Source organism: Stenotrophomonas sp. TD3 (genome assembly GCF_001939825.1).
Lineage (GTDB): Bacteria > Pseudomonadota > Gammaproteobacteria > Xanthomonadales > Xanthomonadaceae > Stenotrophomonas.
The window spans coordinates 92821-113438 of record NZ_MOYM01000003.1; the positions used below are offsets into that span (position 1 = coordinate 92821).

A 20618-nucleotide genomic window follows, 5' to 3' on the forward strand; every position below is an offset into this window, starting at 1 on the left:
CGTCACCCATCGGCGGCGTATGGGGCCTGTGCCCCCTGCTTCATGCAGAGCCGAGCCATGCTCGGCTCCGCCTTGTGGTCACGCCATTCCCTGTCCGGTGCACATGAGGTGGATCGTCAGACACTTTGGTGCCGCAGAATTGCATTTTGCACACGCCTTGGCCCGGTGCTCCTGCACAAGCAGACCATGCGTACCGGCACGCTCAAGCTTTGGCTTGCTCTGCCGATAGCGGGTTGGGATCAACAGATATCCGGTCCCGTAATCGCTGCAATGTCGAAACAGATCGAGTTGCGTACGGGACCTTGGACAGGAAGCAATACACATGGAAGGCAGGCCGGAATACCCGTTCATTGATAGTCGCTATGACGATCCGCGCGAACTGGACGAGTTGCAGAACTTTGTCGAGGCGTTGAAGAACTGGAGATTGCAGTACACGGTAGAGCGTGTCTTCTACGACTCCAAGTCAAACCTTTGCGAGATCTCAATTGGCGCAGAGATCGATGATTGGACTGTCGATCTCATCTATGCGCTCGCTGATGAGCACATCGGTCAATACCTTCGCGGTGACATGGTTTGCCATGGAAAGCCGATGGCGGATTGGTATGACCCAAGTGCCGTTGATCCTGGCAGGAGTCCGAGTGAATCCTCGCTGCCACGAAATCGCCTGGAGTGTCGTGAAAGCTTGGGAGATGCAGTTGCCGAGGACGGCGGCATGCGGATGCAGACGCTGCACGAGGGCAAGGACGAGCTAACAGCGGCAGAACAACGTGCGCTCGCTGGACTGGAGGGTGAGAGCGCGTTGGCAGCCTGGTTCGCGCGGGAAGGACTACCCTATGTTGCGATCTGCCAGCAACCGGAAACCTTCGCCAGTTTGTTTACTGGCTCAGTCAAGCGCCCGGATTTCCTTCTGCTGTTCGATGCGCTGGGTATGATTGGTGTGGATGCCAAGAACATATCACCCAGTGAATGGAATGGGCGCGTGTTCTATACGCTGAGTCTGGACGATGAGTTGAGGAGGGCCATCGCCTTTGAGCGTGTATTCCGCATGCCGGTCTGGTACGCCATCAAGGGGAGGGATGAATGGCTGTGGATCAGTGCGCTGAAGGCGGTCGAAGCTGGAAGAACCCTCCAGAACAGCGCGACCAAGGCCAACTTTGTCAGTATTGGGAAGCAGCACTTCGTTCACGTTCGAACGGGCGATGATCTTGCCGGCCTGTACTCCCAGCGTATCCCCGGGTATCGACGGGTGGCGGCACTTTCGGCATGATCACATTGGCGCCAGGCTTGGGTTGACGGCGCCGATTCATTCGGGTGGCCTGACTTCCTGGGCGTGACGGTGCTTGATCGGCGCTGCGGTGGTGCGTGTTCAGGTCATTTTCGGATCAATGTCCTGACTGAGGCCAATCGTACAAGACCAGAGATGTCGGCGGGCGGAGAGAGGAAAACAACATTGCTTCCCTCGGTCTCCCGGGTCGAACCGTAACGGATTGCGTGGAAGCCATCCGCTCTTGTGCAATCCGCGATGAGCAGCAGATGCTGGACGAGAATGAAGAATCAATCTCGTCGGAGAGAATTCCATTGAAGGTCTCGATGTCATGCATGGAGACCGACAGAGAAGCACTGGGTGCCCCCGGCGCGCGTAGGGTTGAGTCAATGTCGAAGTTGGTGATCTTGCGCAACATGGCTGCACCCGTGCAAGGAACTGGATGGCACTGGCTCACGTCCTTGCTTGGCCCTGACTCCTCTCTTGCGGCGGTTCGTCTGGTGACCTTCGGTGGGCATGAGTGGCAGGTGTCGGATATGCAGGTGCGGCTTGATGAGGGAGGGCCTGTTCATTGGAGAGGCCCTCCGGATCAGCCCAGAATCCCCGGCAGATCCAGCCCCTTCTCCTTCGCGCATTCCACCGCGATGTCATACCCGGCATCGGCATGGCGCATCACGCCGGTGGCCGGGTCGTTCCACAGCACGCGACCGATGCGCTTCGCCGCCGCCTCCGTACCGTCGCAGACGATCACCATGCCGGCGTGCTGCGAGAAGCCCATGCCCACGCCGCCACCGTGGTGCAGCGACACCCAGGTCGCGCCGCTGGCGGTGTTGAGCAGGGCGTTCAGCAGCGGCCAGTCGGACACCGCATCGGAGCCGTCGGCCATCGCTTCGGTTTCGCGGTTCGGCGACGCCACGCTGCCGCTGTCCAGGTGGTCACGGCCGATCACCACCGGTGCCTTCAGTTCGCCGTTGGCGACCATCTCGTTGAACGCCAGGCCCAGGCGATCTCGATCACCCAGGCCGACCCAGCAGATGCGTGCCGGCAGGCCCTGGAACTTGATCTTCTCGGCGGCCATGTCCAGCCAGCGGTGCAGGTGCGGGTTGTCCGGAATCAGCTCCTTCACCTTGGCATCGGTCTTGGCGATGTCCTCCGGGTCGCCACTCAGTGCGGCCCAGCGGAACGGGCCGATGCCGCGGCAGAACAGCGGGCGGATGTAGGCCGGCACGAAACCGGGGAAGTCGAAGGCATTGGCCACGCCTTCCTCCAGCGCCATCTGCCGCAGGTTGTTGCCGTAGTCCACGGTCGGCACGCCCAGCGCGTGGAAGCCGAGCATGGCGCGGATGTGGTTGGCCATCGATGCACGCGCAGCCTTCTCCACTTCCTTCGGTGCACTCACACGCTTCTCGTCCCACTGTTCGACCGTCCAGCCCTGCGGCAGGTAGCCATTCACCGGGTCGTGCGCGGAGGTCTGGTCGGTCAGCAGGTCCGGCTTCACGCCGCGCTTGAGCAGTTCGGCCAGCACATCGGCAACGTTGCCGAGCAGGCCCACCGACTTCGGCGTACCGGCCTTGCACGATTCGTCGATCAGGCGCAGCGCTTCGTCCAGATTGTCGGTCCAGGTATCCAGGTAGCCGGTGCGCAGGCGCATGTCGATGCTGCTCTTCCGGCACTCGACGGCCAGGCACGAGGCGCCGGCCATCACGGCGGCCAGCGGCTGCGCGCCGCCCATGCCGCCGAGGCCGCCGGTGAACAGCCACTTCCCGGTCAGGTCGCCACCGAAGTGCTGGCGACCCATTTCCACGAAGGTCTCGTAGGTGCCCTGCACGATGCCCTGCGCACCGATGTAGATCCAGCTGCCGGCGGTCATCTGGCCATACATGGCCAGGCCCTTCTTATCCAGCTCGTTGAAGTGGTCCCAGTTGGCCCAGCGCGGCACCAGGTTGGAATTGGCGATCAGCACGCGCGGCGCATCGGCATGGGTGCGGAACACGCCCACCGGCTTGCCCGACTGCACCAGCAGGGTCTGGTCGTCATCCAGGCGCTTGAGCGTCTCGACGATGGCATCGAAGCTTTCCCAGTCGCGCGCAGCGCGGCCGATGCCGCCGTACACCACCAGTTCCTGCGGCCGTTCGGCCACGTCCGGGTGCAGGTTGTTCATCAGCATGCGCAGCGGCGCTTCGGTCAGCCAGCTCTTGGCGTTCAGCGTGGTGCCGGTCGGCGCGGCAATGGTGCGGGACGGGTCGTTGCGGGTCATGCGGCGCTCCGGTTCGTTGCGAATTCAAGGCAGGCATTGAGCACCTGCGCCAGGGTGTGGCGCAGCGGTGCGGCGTGGTCGGGGTCGAGCGGGGTGGGCCAGCTGTGTTCGTCCACCTGGTCCGGCAGGGGTTCGTGCATGTAGCCGCGGCAGGCAAGTTCCATCTGCAGGCTGTGCACGCCGCCGGCCACGTTGCTGTAGTGGCGGGTGATCCAGCCGCCCTTGAAGCGCCCGTTGCGCACCTGGCTCATGCCACTGATCTTCAGCAGGTTCTCCACCACATCGCTCAAGGCGTTGTCGCAGGAGGTATCCGGTGCACCGGAGGGACCGGCGGTGCCCAGGTTGAACTGCGGCAGCTCGCCGTCGAACAGGTGCGGGATATGCGAGCGGATCGAATGCGCGTCATACACCACGACAGTGCCGAACTTCGCACGCAGGCGCGTGATCTGTGCGGCCAGCGCATCGTGGTAGGGAAGGAAATACGTGTCGCGGCGACGGGCGATTTCCGCGTCATCCGGTTCGCGGCCGGCGTGGTACAGCGGCTGGTTGTCGAAGGTGGTCAGCGGGCACAGGCCGGTGGTGTTCTGGCCGGGGTACAGCGACACGCCGCTGGGATCGCGGTTGAGGTCGATCACCGAGCGCGAGATCGCCGAGCGCACCGTGGTCGCGCCCATGCCGCGCACGAAATCGTACAGTTCGTGCACCCACCAGTCGGCGTCGCGACGGGCCAGCCATGGCGAGTGGTAGTCGCCGATCAGGTCGTGCGGCAGCTCGCTGCCGGTATGCGGGAAGCTGACGATCAACGGGGCATCGCCTTCGTGCACCGTCAGCCATTCGGGATGGGTCTTCATGCCTGTGGTTCCACAGTCGGCAACAGATTGGTCAGGCCCTGCGCCAGCGCGCCACTGCGCACCAGGTTCGTGGCGGTCACCATGTCGGGATGGAAGTAGCGGTCTTCTTCCAGCGTCGGCACCTGCGTACGCAGGGTGGCGCGCACGGATTCCAGCGCGGCACTGGAGCGCAGCGGGGCGTGGAAGTCGCAGCCCTGCGCGGCGGCCAGCAGCTCGATGCCGATCACGTTGGCGGCGTTCTCGGCCATCTGCATCAGGCGGCGCGCACCGTGTGCGGCCATCGACACATGGTCTTCCTGGTTGGCCGAGGTCGGAATCGAATCAACGCTGGCCGGGTAAGCGCGCTGCTTGTTTTCCGAGACCAGCGCAGCTGCGGTCACCTGCGGAATCATGAAGCCGGAATTCAAACCGGGACGCGGGGTCAGGAAGGCGGGCAGGCCGGACAGCGCCGGGTCCACCAGCATCGCCAGGCGGCGCTCGCTGATCGAGCCGATCTCGCACACCGCCATCGCCAGCATGTCGGCGGCGAAGGCCACCGGTTCGGCGTGGAAGTTGCCGCCTGACAGTGCCTCGCCGGTATCGGTGAACACCAGCGGATTGTCGGACACGCCGTTGGCTTCGATTTCCAGCGTGGTCGCAGCCTGGCGCAGGATGTCCAGCGCTGCGCCCATCACCTGCGGCTGGCAGCGCAGGCAGTACGGGTCCTGCACGCGCACGTCGTTGTCGCGGTGCGATTCGCGGATGTCCGAGCCCTGCAGCAACGTGCGCAGCGTGGCCGCAGTGGCGATCTGCCCGCGCTGGCCGCGGATGGCATGGATGCGCGGGTCGAACGGGGTATCCGAGCCCTTGGCTGCTTCCACCGACAGCGCACCAGTGACCAGCGCGGCCTGGAACACCGTCTCGATCTCGAACAGGCCGGCCAGCGCATAGGCGGTGGAGAACTGGGTGCCGTTGAGCAGCGCCAGGCCTTCCTTCGCGCCCAGTTCGATCGGCTGCAACCCCGCGCGTGCCAGTGCATCAGTTGCCGGCAGGCGTTCGTCACCGATGAAGGCCTCACCCACGCCGAGCATCACGCTGGCCAGGTGCGAGAGCGGTGCCAGGTCACCCGAGGCACCCACCGAGCCCTGCGCGGGCACCACCGGCAGCACGCCCTTGACCAGCATCGCTTCCAGCAACAGCAGGGTCTCCTCGCGGATGCCCGAAGCACCCTGCGCCAGGCTGACCAGCTTCAGCGCCATCATCAGGCGCACTACGCTGGCCGGCATCGGCTCGCCCACACCGGCAGCATGCGAGAGCACGATGTTCCGCTGCAGGGTGGCCAGGTCCTCGCGCTCGATGCGCACGCTGGCCAGCTTGCCGAAGCCGGTGTTGATGCCATACACCGGCGCGCCCTTGGCGACGATCGCGGCGACGGCCGCCGCACTGGCGCGCACCACCGGCAGCGCGGCCGGGTCCAGTGCAAGCGGCGCACCGCGATAGACCTGCCGCCACTGGGCGAGAGTGACATGGCCGGGGCGAAGAACCAGGGTGTTGCTCATGTGTTGCTCCAGGAGGCAGGCAGGTCGGGCTGTCCGCGCACCACGCGCGCGTGCAGCGGGTTGAATCCAATGCGATAGACCAGGTCGGCGGGGGCGTCGATGTCCCAGATCGCCAGGTCGCAGTCCATGCCCACGGCCAGGCGGCCGATGCGATCCCCACGGCCCAGCGCGCGCGCCGCTTCACGGGTGAAGCCGGCGATGCACTCGTCCACGGTCAGGCGGAACAGGGTGGCGCCCATGTTCATCGCCAGCAGCGGGCTGGTCAGTGGTGAGGTGCCGGGGTTGCTGTCGGTGGCCAGCGCCAGTGGCACGCCGGCCGCGCGCAGCGCCGCAATCGGCGGCAGGGTGGTATCGCGGGTGAAATAGAAGGCACCGGGCAGCAGCACGGCGACGGTGCCGGCCGCCGCCATCGCGGCAATGCCGGCATCGTCCAGATGTTCGATATGGTCGGCCGACAGTGCACCGAAGCTGGCGGCCAGTTCGGCGCCATGCTGGTTGCTCAGCTGCTCGGCGTGGATCTTCACCGCCAGCCCGTTGGCGCGTGCCGCTTCGAAGACCTGCCGCGCCTGTGCCGGCGAGAACGCGATGTTCTCGCAGAACACATCCACCGCTTCGGCCAGGCCTTCGGCGGCGATGGCCGGAATCATCACGTTGCACACCTCGTCGGTGTATTCCTGTGCTTCGCGGCCCGGCGGAATCGCGTGTGCGCCGAGGAAGGTGGTCACCACGTTGACCCGGCATTCCTCGCCCAGCGCACGCGCCACCTGCAGCTGCTTGCGTTCGTCGGGCAGGGTCAGGCCGTAGCCGGACTTGATCTCGAGGGTGGTCACGCCCTCGGCGCGCATTGCCAGCAGGCGCGGCCGGCTTTCGCGGGCCAGCTGTTCCGGCGTGGCGGCGCGGGTGGCGCGCACAGTGGAGACGATGCCGCCGCCGGCACGGGCGATCTCGGCATAACTGACACCCTGCAGGCGCTGCTCGAATTCGTTGGCGCGGTTGCCGGCGTAGACCAGGTGGGTGTGGCAGTCGATCAAGCCCGGGGAGATCCAGCGGCCTTCGCCGTCGATGCGGGTGGTCGGCTGCAGGTGGGCATCGCTGCCGGCGGTGCCGACATGGACGATGCGGCCCTCGGCGCAGGCCAGTACGCCATCGCGGATGACACCCAGGCCCTCGCCATCGAGGGTGATCAGGTGAACGTTGGACCACAGGGTTTCGACGTGCATGGCATCCACAACGCGGCTGTGCTTATATGTCTATACAATATAGGCGTCCATTTCGGGTTGTCCAGCCATGTCCGATTCGCGTTCCCCGCACCGTTTCCATGCCGCCCACGCCCTGCTGGCCGACGGCTGGGCCCGTGACGTCCGCCTGCAGGTGCAGGACGGTCGCATCACGGCGATCAGCACGGGGCAGGGCGCCCAGGCCGGCGACACTCGCGTCGGCATCCTGGTGCCGGGCCTGCCCAATCTGCACAGCCATGCCTTCCAGCGCGGCATGGCCGGGCTGACCGAGATCGGCGGCGGCGACGGTGACAGCTTCTGGAGCTGGCGCGAGCTGATGTACCGCTTCCTGGCCCACCTGCGCCCGGACGCGGTGCAGGCCATTGCCGCCCAGGCCTACATGGAAATGCTGGAAAGCGGCTTCACCCGCGTCGGCGAGTTCCATTACCTGCACCACGACGCTGACGGCCGCGCCTATGCCAACCGCGCCGAGATGAGTGCGCGGGTCGCGGCGGCGGCCGACCAGACCGGCATCGGCCTGACCCTGCTGCCGGTGTTCTATGCGCATGCCGATTTCGGCGGGGCGGCACCGAACCCTGCGCAGCGACGGCTGATCCACGACGTGGACGGCTTCGCGCAGCTGCTGGACGCCGCCAAGCCGTCATTGGCCGCGCTGCCCGATGCGGTGCTCGGCATCGCACCGCACAGCCTGCGTGCGGTCACCGGCGAGGAACTGAGTGCGTTGCTGCCGCTGACCGACGGCCCGGTGCACATCCACATCGCCGAACAGGTGCGCGAAGTGGAGGCCTGCCTGGCCTGGAGCGGCCAGCGCCCGGTGCAGTGGCTGTACAACCATGCGCCGGTGGATGCGCGCTGGTGCCTGGTGCATGCCACCCACATCACCGATGACGAGCGCGCGGCCGTTGTGGCCAGCCGGGCCGTGGCCGGCCTGTGCCCGATCACCGAGGCCAACCTGGGCGACGGCCTGTTCCCGATGCAGGCGTTCGCGCGCGAGGGCGGTCGCTTCGGTGTCGGTTCCGATTCCAATGTGCTGATCGACGCGGCCGAAGAACTGCGCCTGCTTGAGTACGGTCAGCGGTTGACCCTGCGCGGGCGCAATGTGCTGGCACCGGATGCCACCCGCAGCACTGGCCGCTTCCTGTTCGAGGGCGCACTGCAGGGCGGTGCACAGGCGTTGGGCGTGGCCGCCGGCCTGCAGGTCGGCGCCAGTGCCGACCTGGTCGAGCTGGATGCTTCGCACCCGGCGTTGCAGGCGCGACAGGACGACGCATGGCTTGACAGCTGGGTGTTCGCCGCACGTAATGGCGCGCTGCGATCGGTCTGGCGCCATGGCCGCCAGTGCGTGGCCGACGGCCGCCACCTGCAGCGCGAGGCGATCACCAGCGCCTTCGCTGCCGCCCTGCGCGGCGTGCTGGGCTGATCGCCTCCCGCTACCGAGACCCCATTACGTGAAGGCCAGCAAGTCCGCCACGCTCAACCAGCGTATCCGCAGCGATCTGGAAAGCCGCATCCTCAGTGGAGAGTGGGCGCCGGGCTTCCGGATTCCGTACGAGCACGAGCTGATGGAGCAGTACGGCTGCTCGCGGATGACGGTGAACAAGGTGCTGACTGCACTGGCCGAGAGCGGCATGATCGAACGCCGCCGTCGCGCCGGTTCATTCGTGGCGCGGCAGCCGCCGCACCTGGAGCAGGTGGCGCTGGAGATTCCCGATATCGCGATGGAAGTCGGCTCGCGCGGCCATCAGTACGCGTATCGCCTGCTGCAGCGCGACCTGCGCCTGGCCGACGCCGGCAATGCCGGTGAAGTGGAGCTGGCGGGCGAGGAGACGCTGCTGGCGATGCGTTGCCTGCACCTGGCCGATGGCCGTCCGTTGGCGCTGGAGCACCGCCTGATCAGCCCGGTGGGCGTGCCCGAGGTGCTGGAGGTCGATTTCAGTACCACCGCGCCGGGCAGCTGGCTGCTGCAGAATGTCTCGTGGACCCGTGCCCAGCACCGCATCAGTGCCTGGGGCGCGGACACCGCCACCGCCAAACTGCTGGACGTGAAGCCCGGCACCGCCTGCCTGGTGATCGAGCGCCTGACCTGGCGCGGTGAGCAGCCCATTACCCGCGTGCGCCAGGTGTTCCTCGGCGACGCCTGGGACCTGGTCGCGCGCTTCGCGCCGGGCGCGCGCTAGGGGTTCCATCCACGCGTGGCGTGGATCTACCAAGGGGGCGCGCATCGGGATTCAGTAGATCCACGCCATGCGTGGATGTTGCCCCATCAATACGTAGCGCACTGTCGCCAGCGTACGGGCTCATCCACGCCGGGGCGGGCGTTGAGCTGGATGCGCACGTTGCGCAGGGCGGGGTAGTGCAGCACTTCCTCGCAGACCCGCGGCCACACCGCTTCCAGTTCGCCGGTGCGGTTGATCGCCAGGGTCTGGCGGGTCAGCCAGACGCCGCTGGCGATGCCGGGCTTGCCAGCCAGTGCGCGGGCCAGATCGGCCTGGAAGCGCTCCAGCGTGGCGGCATCCGGGTTGGGATTGCTGCGCGCGTCGGCCGCCGGGGCGACGGCAGTTTCGGGAGCAGGGGCGGCCGCAGGGACGGCTTCGATCGGGGCAGGTTCGGCGGCAGGCGCGGCCGAAGGTGCTGCCACCACCGGCGCCGCAGCAACCGGCGCGGCCTCTTCCACATGCAAGCCCTGCAGGCCCAGGCCGACCAGCAGCCCCAGCGTGACCGAACCCAGTGCGGCGATGGCAATGCGGCGCAGCGCCTCATGCCGGGCGCTGGCACGCACGCGCGCTTCGATATCGCCGGGCAGGTAGGGCTGCAGCAGCGGCCACAGGCGGGGGCCGTCCAGCACCTCAACGGCCTGCTTCTCGGCGGCGCCACGGCCGTCGCGCTCGATACGGCCTTCGGTCAGCAGCATGCCGCCCTTGGCGCCGGCCAGGCGCGCGGCCGCACCCAGCTCGTTCACTGCGGCGGTGCCGATGCGATAGGCCAGGCCATGCTTGCACGACACCAGCCACTGATTGGGGCCATCGCTGAGCAGGAAGTCGCTGCTCGGCTCGCGGGCATCTTCGGTCGGATCGATCAGCTCACGCAGGCCACGCTGTTCGCGCAGCATGCGCTTGACCAGGACCGAGAATTCGCGCCAATGCATGCCGGCCAGGGCCTGCAGGCCGAGTTGCATCTCCTTCTGCCGCCGCTTGATCCACCACAGATAGACAACGGCCAGGGAACAGGTAAGCAGGGCCGACAGCAGGGCCAGGATCCAAGGGAGCATGCAGGAGTAGGGCGGAAGGGGCGAAAGCGGAGAACGACAGTGTAAAGGTCGCGGTGCCCGGCCGGGTCAGGATGTTCCTGACAGGAAGCGTGATGGAGCGCGCAGAACGGCGCACGGCGGGCACGAAAAACCCGCCAATCCTGAAGCCGTGAGGGGAGGGAACAAACGGCAGCCGAAGCGATTGGCGGGTTGCTCGCGATTGTCAATCAATTTTTATTGCATTGCAACAATTGGACTCAGGGCACGCTGTCCGGCGATTGATGGCTGCCCGGCGCAGGGGCGTCGGTGCCGGACGCGGCGCGGGTTTCCAGCTTGGCCAGGCGCGCATGCAGGGCATCGATGCGGGCTTCCAGCGCCGTCACTTCGTCAGCGGTGGGGACATGCAGGCGCTTGAGTACGCCCTGCACCTGGTCATCAAAGGCCTTCTCGACCTTGTTCCAGGTGTCGGAGGCCTTCTCGCGGGCCTCGTCCAGCGAGGTTTCGACGTTGTCACGCCAGCCCGGGCCCTGTTCGCCATTGCGCTCACGGCGGCGGGCCTCCCAGGCTTCGCCTTCCTTCACCAGGCCATCGAAGAAGCGGCTGCCCTCGGCCTGCGCGCGGCCCAGAGCGCCCAGCCCGGCCAGCCAGACCTGTTGTGCCGAATCGCTGAGCTTGCGCGAGAAGCGCTCGGCCTGGTCACCGAAAGAGGCGTCGTCGTTGCGGCGGTCGTCGTTCTCGTAGTGGTTCATCGCACTTCCCGTGGGAGTTGGGCCTGCCCCGAGAGTAGCGCGCGTTGGCGTTGCACGGCCGTGACGGCCGCCGCCGGGGTTCAGCCCAGCTTTTCCTTCAGCACGCGCTGGATCTCGCCTTCGACCATGCCCTTCATCGCCGACAGCAGGAATCCCAGCTTGGCGGTCACGCGCACGGCGCCTGGCTGCAGTTCGATCGCACCGTCCACGCCGCTGCCGGAGAAGTTCAGGACGTCGGCGGTCCAGGACGATTTCAGGCCGAAGCGCTCGGACAGCTTGGCAGCGACCTGTTCGATCGCGGCGCGCGCCTGTGCGTCGGGCAGGGCGTGGGCGTGGCGGACATCGATGGTGGACATGCAGGCTCCTGGCGCAGGGCGGGGATGATCAAAGAGGGCGAGCATTGTGCGCATCGCGGGCCGCCGCGCCAAGCACTCATCGCAGGTTCTTCTTCGTTGGCGGCCAACCTGCTAGGCTGCGCCGCGTGCAGAACCTGCTTGTTCACTTCAGTCAACAACAACAGCCCGACCAGCCCCTGCGGCCCGGGGTGCAACGCATCGTGCGCCAGGCCAACGGCAGTGTGCGGCTCGGCGATGCAGGCAACGGCGCCCTGTTGCTGGCCCAGTTCTGCATGGACGATCGCGGCCTCTGGCTGCAGGTCGGCAATGGCATCCGCGGCATCCACGTCAACGGTCGCCCCGTGCGCCGGATGGCCCTGCTGCGCGCGGGCGACGCGGTGTACGTGGATGGCGTGGAGATGGTGCTGCAGGGCGAAGTCGAGAGCCTGCTGCAGGCGCCTGCGCCGAAGAACGAAGACGGCAGCGACGAGCAGCAGCGGCTGCTGCGCGGTGTCGGCGGCCTGCACCATGGCCGTAGCTTCACCCTGTCGCGGGCCCGCCTGATCGGCCGCGGCAACGAGGCCGACATCGCCATCGATGACCCGGCCTTCGCCGAACAGCACGCCCGCGTGGAAGTGCACGGCGAGCGCGTGCTGCTTCGCGACCTGGGCAGTGCCGATGGCACCCGGGTCAACGGCGTGGCCGTGCGGCACTGCTGGCTGCAGGCCGGCGACCAGGTGGTGTTCGATGGCCAGCACCGGTTCGTGCTGGAAGTGCCGCATGATCCGCGCCGGCGGCCGATGCCCACCGAGGACGACGCCAGCCACGAGGCCGAGCAGGCGCCGGTGCTGCCGGCCGCGCCGCGCAGGGTCCGGCGCTGGCCATGGCTGCTGGCGAGTGCGCTGCTGCTGGCCGCACTGCTCAGCCTGCTGCTGTGGTTCGGCGCGCGCTGACGGTCGCGCGGTGACGGTAGTGCCGGCCGCTGGCCGGCAGTTGCCGCCCCGTATCCCTGTGGGTGCCGGCCAGCGGCCGGCACTACCCGGTCGCGTCGCGAATGGATTCCAATGAAACCAAATTTCCCTTGCCGCACTAGGCCGCAAGGCTGGTGCACTGCGGCATACTAGGGGTCTTGCCCCACAGGTGTGACATGACGCGCGCGTTCAACTTCAGTGCCGGCCCTGCAACCTTGCCGGAATCGGTCCTGCGCCAGGCGCAGGCGGAAATGCTGGACTGGCACGGTACCGGTGCCTCGATCGTGGAAATGAGCCATCGCGGTGCGGAGTTCATGTCCGTGGCCGCCGAGGCCGAGGCCGACCTGCGTCGCCTGCTCGATATCCCCGAAGACTATGCGGTGCTGTTCCTGTCCGGTGGTGCCACCACCCAGCAGGCGCTGATCCCGCTCAACTTCGCCGCCCCCGGCCAGCGCGCGGACTACGTGGTCAGTGGCCACTGGGGCAAGACCGCGGTCAAGCAGGCCGGTGTCTACGTCGACGTCAACATTGCCGCCAGCAGCGAGGCCGATGGCTACCGCACGCTGCCGCCGCGTGCCGACTGGCAGCTGTCACCCGATGCCGCCTACGTGCACATCACCGCCAACGAGACCATCCACGGTGTCGAGTTCCGTGATGTGCCCGATACCGGCAACGTCCCGTTGATCGCCGATTTCAGTTCGTCCATCGCCAGCGAGCCGCTGGACGTGCGCCGTTACGGCGTGATCTACGCCGGGGCGCAGAAGAACCTGGGCCCGGTCGGCATCGCGGTGATGATCATCCGCCGCGACCTGCTCGAGCGCAGCGGCCAGCCGCGCGCGGACATCTTCGACTACCGCTCGCATGTCGCCCGCGATTCGATGCTCAACACCCCGCCGACCTGGAACTGGTACCTGGCCGGCCTGGTGTTCAAGTGGATGCTGGCCGAAGGTGGCGTGGCCGAGTTCGCCAAGCGCAATGCCGCCAAGGCGGCGCTGGTATACGGCGCCATCGATGGTTCCGGCGGCTTCTACCGCAACGAGGTCGCACACGCGGCCCGTTCGCGGATGAACATCCCGTTCTTCCTGCCCGATGCCGAGCTTGATGCCCGCTTCGTCGCCGAAGCCAAGGCCGCCGGCCTGCTGGCGCTGAAGGGACACAAGGTGGTCGGGGGCATCCGAGCCTCGCTGTACAACGCCATGCCGCTGGCCGGGGCCGAGGCGCTGGTCGCCTTCATGGCCGATTTCCAGCAGCGTCACGGTTGAGCAATGAACGGCGCGCACCGTCGGGTGCGTGCCCCGCAACAAGGAATTCCGATGGCAAGCAGCAAATCCAGCAAGAAGGCGCCGAAGAAGGCCGAACCGGCCAAGGGCAGCGTGCCCACCAAGGCGAAGGGCAAGGCCAAGGCCGCTTCGAACCCGGCACCCACCCTGGCGCCGCTGGCGCTGGCCGATGTGCGTTCGAAGATCGACCAGATCGACCGCGACATCCAGAGCCTGATCGCCGAGCGCGCGCGTTTCGCCCACCAGGTTGGCAAGGCCAAGGGCAAGCTCGCCGCCGCCGTCGACTACTACCGCCCCGAGCGCGAAGCGCAGGTGCTGCGCATGGTGGTGGACCGCAACGAAGGCCCGCTCAGCGATGAGCTGCTGGTGCATGTCTATCGCGAGATCATGTCGGCCTGCCTGGCCCAGCAGGAGCCGCTGAAGATCGGCTACCTCGGCCCGGAAGGCACCTTCAGCCAGCAGGCCGTGCTCAAGCACTTCGGCCGCTCCGCGCTGGGCCTGCCGATGGCCAGCATCGAGGAAGTGTTCCAGGAAGTGGAAGCGGGCAACGCCGATTTCGGCGTGGTGCCGGTGGAGAATTCGGGGCAGGGCACCATCCAGATCACCCTGGACATGTTCCTGACCTCCAACCTGAAGATCTGTGGCGAAGTGGAACTGCGCGTGCAGCAGTACCTGATGTCGCGCAGCGGCCGCATCGAGGACATCGAGCGCATCTACGCGCATCCGCAGTCGTTCATGCAGACCTCGGCATGGCTGCGCGCCAACCTGCCGAAGGCCGAGAAGATTCCGGTCTCGAGCAATGCCGAGGGAGCGCGTCGTGCGCGCAACGCCGATGATGCGGCGGCCATCGGTGGCGAGAGTGCCGGCCACGTGTACGGCCTGAAGAAGGTGGTCACCAAGCCGATCCAGAACGACGCCGACAACACCACCCGCTTCCTGGTGGTGGGCCGCAACATCTTCCCGACCTCCGGCCACGACCGCACCTCGGTGCTGGTGTTCATCCATGACAAGCCCGGTGCGCTGTTCGACGTGCTCAGCCCATTCGCCCGCCACGGCATCAGCATGAACCGCATCGAGTCGCGGCCGTCGCACCACGGCAAGTGGGAATACGGCTTCTTCATCGACCTGGCCGGCCACATCGACGACGCGCCGATGCAGGCCGCGCTGGCTGAACTGGAAGCGCACTCGGCGCAGATCAAGGTGCTGGGCTCCTATCCGGTGGCCGTGCCCTGACTGCTGCTGTGGCGGCCATGGCCGCCGCTCCCTGATGCATCGCCGGCGCTGCCGGCGTTTACGGAACGATCGAACGATGAGCAACGCGCAACACTGGATCGCCCGCAAGGGCAAGCCGCTGCAGGGCAGCCTGACCATTCCCGGCGACAAGTCGGTCTCGCACCGCTCGGTGATGTTCGCCGCGCTGGCCGATGGCACCTCGCATATCGATGGCTTCCTGGAAGGCGAAGACACTCGCGCCACCGCGCGCATCTTCAGCCAGCTGGGCGTGCGCATCGAAACCCCCAGCCCGTCGCAACGCATCGTGCATGGTGTGGGTATCGACGGCCTGAAAGCGCCGGAGGCGCCGCTGGACTGCGGCAATGCCGGTACCGGCATGCGTCTGCTGGCCGGGTTGCTGGCGGGCCAGGCGTTCGACTGCACGCTGATCGGCGACGAGTCGCTGTCCGGCCGCCCGATGCGCCGCGTGACCGGCCCGCTGTCGCAGATGGGCGCGAAGATCGACACTGAAAGCGATGGCACGCCGCCGCTGCACGTGCATGGTGGTCAGGCGCTGCACGGCATCGACTTCGCTTCGCCGGTGGCCAGCGCGCAGATCAAGTCGGCGGTGCTGCTGGCCGGCCTGTATGCGCAGGGCGAAACCAGCGTGCTGGAACCGCACCCGACCCGCGATTACACCGAACGCATGTTGTCGGCGTTCGGCGTGGACATCGAATTCTCGCCGGGCAAGGCCCGCCTGCGTGGCGGCCAGCGCCTGCGCGCCACGGATATCGTGGTGCCGGCCGACTTCTCATCTGCCGCGTTCTATCTGGTGGCCGCCAGCATCATTCCCGGCTCCGAGCTGCACCTGAAGCAGGTCGGCCTGAATCCGCGTCGCACCGGCCTGCTGCACGCGCTGCGCCTGATGGGTGCGGACATCACCGAAGAGAATCCGGCCGAACAGGGCGGTGAGCCGGTGGCCGACCTGGTGGTGCGCTACGCCCCGCTGAAGGGCGCGCGTATTCCGGAAGCACTGGTGCCGGACATGATCGACGAGTTCCCGGCGCTGTTCGTGGCCGCCGCCGCCGCCGAAGGCCAGACCGTGGTGAGCGGTGCTGCCGAACTGCGGGTGAAGGAATCCGACCGCCTTGCGGCGATGGCCACCGGCCTGCGCGCGCTGGGCATGCAGGTGGACGAAACCGAAGACGGCGCCACCCTGCACGGCGGCGTGCGCCTGGGCAGCGGCACCATCGAAAGCCACGGTGACCATCGCATCGCCATGGCATTCGCCATCGCCGGCCAGATCAGTGACGGCGAAGTGCGCATCAACGACATCGCCAACGTCGCCACGTCCTTCCCGGACTTCGATGGCCTGGCCCGCAGCGCCGGATTCAACCTGGCCTGATCGGAAGCGCATCCGCCGGATCATGCCCGGCGGATCGCATTGCCTGGTAGGTGCCGACCTTGGTCGGCACGCTCACATCACCCGGTAGCTGCCAACCTTGGTTGGCACGCTCATATCACCTGGTAGGTGCCAACCTTGGTTGGCACGCGTCTCCGCATAAAAGGACGGAGGCCGAAGCCTCCGTCTAAACATCACGAACCCCTCGTCCGCGATCAACGCTGTTCGGTACGGAAATCCACCGGAACCCGCACCACACTGGCCACTGCACGGCCTTCATGCATCGCCGGCTGGAACTTCCAGTTCTGCACGGCGCTCAGCACCGCACGATCCAGGTCACGGCTGCGTTCGCCGCTGCGCGAAACAATCGCGGCATTGGTCACCTGGCCACGGGTATCGACATTCAGGCTGGCGATCACGCTGCCCTGCACGCCATTGCGCAGCGCGGCAGCGGGGTAGGTCGGCTTGCTGTTGCCTGCCAGCGGGCGAGCCTCGCGATTGCGAACTGCGGGGGCGGCTTTGTGCTGGCTGCCGGCCGGTGCGGCCTGACGGGCAGCGGGCTCCTGCGCGTCGGCGACCGGCGCCTGCTCGGGGGCGGGCAGCATGCGCTCGCCGACCGGTGCCGGCGCCACGTCTTCCTGGTTCGAATGACGCAGCCAGAGCAGGGCGGCGGCAAACATCGCCACGATCAGCGCAATCCACATCCAGGGCGACGTGGGCTTGTGCTGTTCGCTGGCATCCTGCTGCAGCTGCGGCGAATGAAGGTCTTCGTGGGTGGTGGCGGTCATCGCAAACTCCTTCCGTCAATGGACGACGGAGGAGAGTGTTGCGCGGGCCAGTGGCGGGAAGTGTCAGCGTTGCGTCAACGCGACCGGCAGGGTTCAGTTTGCCTGCCGGGAAACGTTCAGTTACTGGGTCTTGAAGTCGAACGGCACTTCAATGCTGCCAGGCACGGGCTGGCCGTTGCTCTGTGCCGGGGTGAAGCGCCAGCGGCGCACGGCGTCGGTGGCGGCACGGTCGAGCTCGCGTGAGCCGCTGCGCTGGATCACGGTGGCATTGTTCGGGTAGCCGGTGGCATCCACCTCCACGCGCACCACCACGCTGCCGGTTTCGCCGGCGCGCAGCGCGGCGGCCGGGTAGGCCGGCGGCGGCGACTGGCCGGCAATCGGCATCGGCTGGCTGTTGCCGGTGGCGGCCGGCGCAGGGGCCGGCGCGGCCGGGGCCGGTTCAGCGATGGGCGCCGGCGGTGGCGGGGCGGTTTCGACCAGCTTCGGGGCGTCGTCCTCTACCGGGGCCGGCTTGGCGTCGGGCATGTCGCTGGAGCCTGCGGCTGCGGCCAGCGGTTCCGGCAGCGGTTCCACCTGCGCGGTCTCCTGCGGGGTCTGCGCGGCCGGGTCGGCACGGAAGAACTCCTTGTCGCGGCCGGTCAACCAGACCAGTACGAACAGCAGCACGCCCACGCCGAAGGCGATGCCGGCGATCTTCAGGGCGTTGCGCGGGATATGCACAGTGAACGACTTGGCGGACGACGAGCGGGGTGCAGACATGGACCGGACCAGTACGGAATAGCCCGATTCTGCCACGCCAGGAATGAACCGGGCGGCAGAAATCCGTATAACAAGCGATAATCCCATCCCTGATACCCACCACGACACCTGCCATGCTTGATCCAGCCCTGCTCCGCCACCAGCCCGCCGACCTCGCCGAACGCCTGCGCACCAGCCGCGGCTTCGAGCTCGACGTGTCTGCCCTGGAGTCCCTGGAGGCTGATCGCAAGCGCATCCAGGTGCGGACCCAGGAGCTGCAGAGCCTGCGCAACAGCCGTTCCAAGGCCATCGGCCAGGCCAAGGCCAAGGGCGAGGACGTCTCGGCCATCATGGCCGAGGTCGCTGCCTTCGCCGACGAGCTGAAGGCCTCGGAAGTGGCGCTGGACGAGCTGCGCGAGAAGATCGAAGCGATCTCGATGGGCATTCCGAACCTGCCGGCCGATGACGTGCCGGCCGGTGCCGACGAGAACGACAACGTCGAGCAGGCGCGCTGGGGCACCCCGCGCCAGTTCGATTTCAAGGTGCTCGACCACGTTGAACTGGGCGCCCGCAACGGCTGGCTGGACGGCGAGACCGCGGCCAAGCTGTCCGGTTCGCGCTTCACCGTGCTGCGCGGCCCGATCGCACGCCTGCACCGCGCCCTGGCCCAGTTCATGGTCGACCTGCACACCGGCGAGCACGGCTACGAGGAAACCAACGTGCCGCTGCTGGTCAACGCCGACTCGCTGCGCGGTACCAGCCAGCTGCCGAAGTTCGAGGACGACCTGTTCAAGACCGCCGTGGGTGATTCCACGCGTTACCTGATCCCGACCTCGGAAGTGCCGCTGACCAACATCGTGCGCGACGAGATCGTTGACGCCGAGCGCCTGCCGCTGCGCATGACCGCCCACTCGATGTGCTTCCGCGCCGAGGCCGGCAGCGGTGGCCGCGACGTGCGCGGCATGATCCGCCAGCATCAGTTCGAGAAGGTCGAGCTGGTCTCGATCAGCCGCCCGGAAGACAGTGATGCCGAACACCAGCGCATGACCCGCTGCGCCGAAGTGGTGCTGGAGAAGCTGGGCCTGCCGTACCGCAAGGTGCTGCTGTGCACCGGCGACATGGGCTTCTCGGCCATCAAGACCTACGACCTGGAAGTCTGGCTGCCGTCGCAGGAAACCTACCGCGAGATCTCCTCGTGCTCGAACTGTGGTGACTTCCAGGCCCGTCGCATGCAGGCGCGCTGGCGCAACCCGGCCACCGGCAAGCCGGAACTGGCGCACACGCTGAACGGCTCGGGCGTGGCCGTTGGCCGCGCGATGATCGCAGTGATGGAGAACTACCAGAACGCCGACGGCAGCATCACCGTGCCGGAGGCCCTGCGCCCGTACATGGGTGGCCTGGAAACCATCGCCTGATTCCCTGATCGGGTGGGTGCCATGCCTGCATGGCACCGAATCCACGCATGGCGTGGATCTACTGGAGGGTGTTGCACGTGCCCGGCATGAATTCACCGATGCCCCGGTAGATCCACTCCATGCGTGGATGAACCGCCGCGATCACTCCGCAGCCCGCAGCTTCTCCAACGGCACCCATCCCGGTTCGCCGGTTCCCGGCACGCACCACGCCCAGCCATTGAGCGTGCGCTCCCCGCGCAGCAGCTGCCCAGGATCCACATCCAGCTCCCGCGCGCAGTAATCCTCCGTGGCAAACGCGCCACCCTGCGCATCGCGGCCGATCACCGGCGCCGGCACGAAACCGGGCTGCTGCCCTTCGGCCTCGCACAGAAACCAGTCGTCCCAGCTCTCCGGGCCTTCATAACGTTCGCCCACCACCAGCGCCTGGCCGCGGCGCAGGGTGATCGGGTACGGAAATTCGCTGCGGTGCGCAGTCGTCACGACGTAGTCCATGGCCCCAGCGTAGCGCGCCCACAAAAAAACGGCCCCGCAGAGCGGGGCCGCCAGGGTGGGCCGGGATGGGGGAGGGGATCCCGGCCCGCGTTCAGCGCCCAGACGAGGAGAGAGGGGCGCCGAACGTTGGAACGCGTTACGCCGCGACGGCTTCATCCGCTGCGTGCGACGGCAGTGCCGCCAGCGCGCCGGCAATGGCATCTTCACGGTGCTGCGGCGAGTAGGCGATGCCTTCAGCGCGCACGAACTCGACTTCGTTGATGCCCATGAAGGCGAACACCTGGCGCAGGAACGGCTCCTGGAAGTCGGCCGGCGAGTCGGTGTAGATGCCGCCGCGGCTGCTGGCGATGATCACCCGCTTGCCACCGGCCAGGCCCACCGGGCCGTTCTCGGTGTACTTGAAGGTGCGGCCGGCCACGGCCACGCGGTCGATCCAGGCCTTCAGCGTGGAGGGGATGCTGAAGTTGTACATCGGTGCGCCGATCACCACGATGTCGGCCTCCAGGAACTGCTGCATCACCTGTTCAGCATCGGTCGCCTCGGCGGCATCGGTCTTGGCCAGCGAGCTGCTGCGCAGATGCGGTACCGGATTGGCGTCAAGATCGCGATAATCGACCTGCAGGCCGTCGATCTGACCCGTGAAGCGGGCGACCACGGCGGCCGACAGCTGGCGCGAGACGGAGTTGTCGCCAAGCACGCTGGCGTCGAGATGCAGAAGCTTCATGGCAGTCACCTATGTTCTGGAAGGAAGGGGCGGGGTGGCCCCGCCGACGGAGAGAACGATAGGTTGTTGCAAAGGCGGGATAAAGGTGGTTGAATGCCACGTATTGTTCTAGATATG

The 20618-nt window shown here is 67.0% G+C and carries 19 protein-coding genes; 8 read left to right on the plus strand and 11 right to left on the minus strand.

From position 1 onward, the window contains the following. Positions 1-322: 322 nt before the first annotated feature. Positions 323-1267, plus strand: coding sequence for a hypothetical protein (locus BKE09_RS23770; protein ID WP_240502950.1), 945 nt, complete (start codon positions 323-325; stop codon positions 1265-1267). Between the two features lie 586 nt (positions 1268-1853). Here BKE09_RS23770 and hutU read toward each other — a convergent pair. From hutU to hutI, 4 genes are read right to left on the minus strand one after another with little or no spacing between them, the layout of a single operon-like run. Beyond that, positions 1854-3521 carry a urocanate hydratase gene (gene hutU / locus BKE09_RS19755; protein WP_075677473.1) on the minus strand — a complete coding sequence of 556 codons (1668 nt, stop codon included), beginning with the start codon at positions 3519-3521 and terminating at the stop codon, positions 1854-1856. Next, complete coding sequence (gene hutG, locus BKE09_RS19760; RefSeq protein ID WP_075677475.1) at positions 3518-4372, minus strand: N-formylglutamate deformylase; 855 nt, start codon at positions 4370-4372, stop codon at positions 3518-3520. The genes hutU and hutG overlap by 4 nt, the downstream gene beginning before the upstream one ends. After that, positions 4369-5910, minus strand: a complete 1542-nt coding sequence (hutH, locus tag BKE09_RS19765; RefSeq protein ID WP_075677477.1) for a histidine ammonia-lyase — start codon at positions 5908-5910, stop codon at positions 4369-4371. The genes hutG and hutH overlap by 4 nt, the downstream gene beginning before the upstream one ends. Then, complete coding sequence (gene hutI, locus BKE09_RS19770) at positions 5907-7130, minus strand: imidazolonepropionase (protein ID WP_075678322.1); 1224 nt, start codon at positions 7128-7130, stop codon at positions 5907-5909. Before hutI ends, hutH begins: the two co-directional genes overlap by 4 nt. Positions 7131-7197: 67 nt before the next feature. Here hutI and BKE09_RS19775 point away from each other — a divergent pair, with 67 nt between their 5' ends. Beyond that, on the plus strand, positions 7198-8568 hold the full coding sequence (locus BKE09_RS19775; protein ID WP_075677479.1) for a formimidoylglutamate deiminase: 1371 nt from the start codon (positions 7198-7200) through the stop codon (positions 8566-8568). Positions 8569-8596: 28 nt separating this feature from the next. Next, complete coding sequence (hutC, locus tag BKE09_RS19780; RefSeq protein ID WP_075677481.1) at positions 8597-9325, plus strand: histidine utilization repressor; 729 nt, start codon at positions 8597-8599, stop codon at positions 9323-9325. An 86-nt stretch (positions 9326-9411) separates the two neighbouring features. Here the strand turns inward: hutC and BKE09_RS19785 are convergent, their stop codons facing one another. The 3 genes from BKE09_RS19785 to BKE09_RS19795 all read right to left on the minus strand — a co-directional run bounded on the left by BKE09_RS19785 (position 9412) and on the right by BKE09_RS19795 (position 11500). Beyond that, positions 9412-10416 (minus strand): restriction endonuclease, encoded by a 1005-nt coding sequence (locus BKE09_RS19785; RefSeq protein WP_075677483.1) that lies wholly within the window; start codon positions 10414-10416, stop codon positions 9412-9414. 236 nt (positions 10417-10652) lie between these two features. Beyond that, the gene (locus BKE09_RS19790; RefSeq protein ID WP_075677485.1) at positions 10653-11144 is read right to left on the minus strand and encodes a phasin family protein; all 492 of its coding nucleotides are present in this window, start codon (positions 11142-11144) and stop codon (positions 10653-10655) included. Between the two features lie 80 nt (positions 11145-11224). Then, the gene (locus tag BKE09_RS19795; RefSeq protein WP_005417302.1) at positions 11225-11500 is read right to left on the minus strand and encodes a polyhydroxyalkanoic acid system family protein; all 276 of its coding nucleotides are present in this window, start codon (positions 11498-11500) and stop codon (positions 11225-11227) included. Between the two features lie 125 nt (positions 11501-11625). On the opposite strand from BKE09_RS19795, the gene BKE09_RS19800 reads away from it, so the two are divergent. From BKE09_RS19800 to aroA, 4 genes are all read left to right on the plus strand, one after another. Continuing rightward, the gene (locus tag BKE09_RS19800; protein WP_075677487.1) at positions 11626-12432 is read left to right on the plus strand and encodes an FHA domain-containing protein; all 807 of its coding nucleotides are present in this window, start codon (positions 11626-11628) and stop codon (positions 12430-12432) included. Between the two features lie 194 nt (positions 12433-12626). Beyond that, the gene (gene serC / locus BKE09_RS19805; protein WP_075677489.1) at positions 12627-13712 is read left to right on the plus strand and encodes a 3-phosphoserine/phosphohydroxythreonine transaminase; all 1086 of its coding nucleotides are present in this window, start codon (positions 12627-12629) and stop codon (positions 13710-13712) included. Positions 13713-13763: 51 nt separating this feature from the next. Then, positions 13764-14963, plus strand: a complete 1200-nt coding sequence (pheA, locus tag BKE09_RS19810) for a prephenate dehydratase (RefSeq protein ID WP_075677491.1) — start codon at positions 13764-13766, stop codon at positions 14961-14963. 76 nt (positions 14964-15039) lie between these two features. Next, positions 15040-16347, plus strand: a complete 1308-nt coding sequence (gene aroA / locus BKE09_RS19815) for a 3-phosphoshikimate 1-carboxyvinyltransferase (protein ID WP_075677493.1) — start codon at positions 15040-15042, stop codon at positions 16345-16347. 212 nt (positions 16348-16559) lie between these two features. Here aroA and BKE09_RS19820 read toward each other — a convergent pair whose 3' ends face one another. Beyond that, a complete protein-coding gene (locus BKE09_RS19820) occupies positions 16560-17132 on the minus strand; it encodes an energy transducer TonB (protein WP_075677495.1) in 573 nt (190 codons plus the stop codon). Positions 17133-17252: 120 nt separating this feature from the next. Continuing rightward, the gene (locus tag BKE09_RS19825) at positions 17253-17891 is read right to left on the minus strand and encodes an energy transducer TonB (protein WP_075677497.1); all 639 of its coding nucleotides are present in this window, start codon (positions 17889-17891) and stop codon (positions 17253-17255) included. A 113-nt stretch (positions 17892-18004) separates the two neighbouring features. Between BKE09_RS19825 and serS the strand changes: the two genes are divergently transcribed. After that, positions 18005-19285 (plus strand): serine--tRNA ligase, encoded by a 1281-nt coding sequence (serS, locus tag BKE09_RS19830; RefSeq protein WP_006452392.1) that lies wholly within the window; start codon positions 18005-18007, stop codon positions 19283-19285. 141 nt (positions 19286-19426) lie between these two features. Here the strand turns inward: serS and BKE09_RS19835 are convergent, their stop codons facing one another. Next, positions 19427-19777, minus strand: coding sequence for a ligand-binding protein SH3 (locus BKE09_RS19835; RefSeq protein ID WP_075678323.1), 351 nt, complete (start codon positions 19775-19777; stop codon positions 19427-19429). Between the two features lie 136 nt (positions 19778-19913). After that, positions 19914-20501, minus strand: a complete 588-nt coding sequence (locus BKE09_RS19840; RefSeq protein WP_014037684.1) for an NAD(P)H-dependent oxidoreductase — start codon at positions 20499-20501, stop codon at positions 19914-19916. Positions 20502-20618 lie beyond the last annotated feature (117 nt).

Bases quoted from the DNA above. Each gene is read 5' to 3' on its own strand.
- BKE09_RS23770 (WP_240502950.1), top strand. From the start codon at position 323: ATGGAAGGCAGGCCGGAATACCCGTTCATTGATAGTCGCTATGACGAT.
- hutU (WP_075677473.1), bottom strand. From the start codon at position 3,521: ATGACCCGCAACGACCCGTCCCGCACCATTGCCGCGCCGACCGGCACC.
- hutG (WP_075677475.1), bottom strand. From the start codon at position 4,372: ATGAAGACCCATCCCGAATGGCTGACGGTGCACGAAGGCGATGCCCCG.
- hutH (WP_075677477.1), bottom strand. From the start codon at position 5,910: ATGAGCAACACCCTGGTTCTTCGCCCCGGCCATGTCACTCTCGCCCAG.
- hutI (WP_075678322.1), bottom strand. From the start codon at position 7,130: ATGCACGTCGAAACCCTGTGGTCCAACGTTCACCTGATCACCCTCGAT.
- BKE09_RS19775 (WP_075677479.1), top strand. From the start codon at position 7,198: ATGTCCGATTCGCGTTCCCCGCACCGTTTCCATGCCGCCCACGCCCTG.
- BKE09_RS19785 (WP_075677483.1), bottom strand. From the start codon at position 10,416: ATGCTCCCTTGGATCCTGGCCCTGCTGTCGGCCCTGCTTACCTGTTCC.
- BKE09_RS19790 (WP_075677485.1), bottom strand. From the start codon at position 11,144: ATGAACCACTACGAGAACGACGACCGCCGCAACGACGACGCCTCTTTC.
- BKE09_RS19795 (WP_005417302.1), bottom strand. From the start codon at position 11,500: ATGTCCACCATCGATGTCCGCCACGCCCACGCCCTGCCCGACGCACAG.
- serC (WP_075677489.1), top strand. From the start codon at position 12,627: ATGACGCGCGCGTTCAACTTCAGTGCCGGCCCTGCAACCTTGCCGGAA.
- pheA (WP_075677491.1), top strand. From the start codon at position 13,764: ATGGCAAGCAGCAAATCCAGCAAGAAGGCGCCGAAGAAGGCCGAACCG.
- aroA (WP_075677493.1), top strand. From the start codon at position 15,040: ATGAGCAACGCGCAACACTGGATCGCCCGCAAGGGCAAGCCGCTGCAG.
- BKE09_RS19820 (WP_075677495.1), bottom strand. From the start codon at position 17,132: ATGACCGCCACCACCCACGAAGACCTTCATTCGCCGCAGCTGCAGCAG.
- BKE09_RS19825 (WP_075677497.1), bottom strand. From the start codon at position 17,891: ATGTCTGCACCCCGCTCGTCGTCCGCCAAGTCGTTCACTGTGCATATC.
- serS (WP_006452392.1), top strand. From the start codon at position 18,005: ATGCTTGATCCAGCCCTGCTCCGCCACCAGCCCGCCGACCTCGCCGAA.
- BKE09_RS19835 (WP_075678323.1), bottom strand. From the start codon at position 19,777: ATGGACTACGTCGTGACGACTGCGCACCGCAGCGAATTTCCGTACCCG.
- BKE09_RS19840 (WP_014037684.1), bottom strand. From the start codon at position 20,501: ATGAAGCTTCTGCATCTCGACGCCAGCGTGCTTGGCGACAACTCCGTC.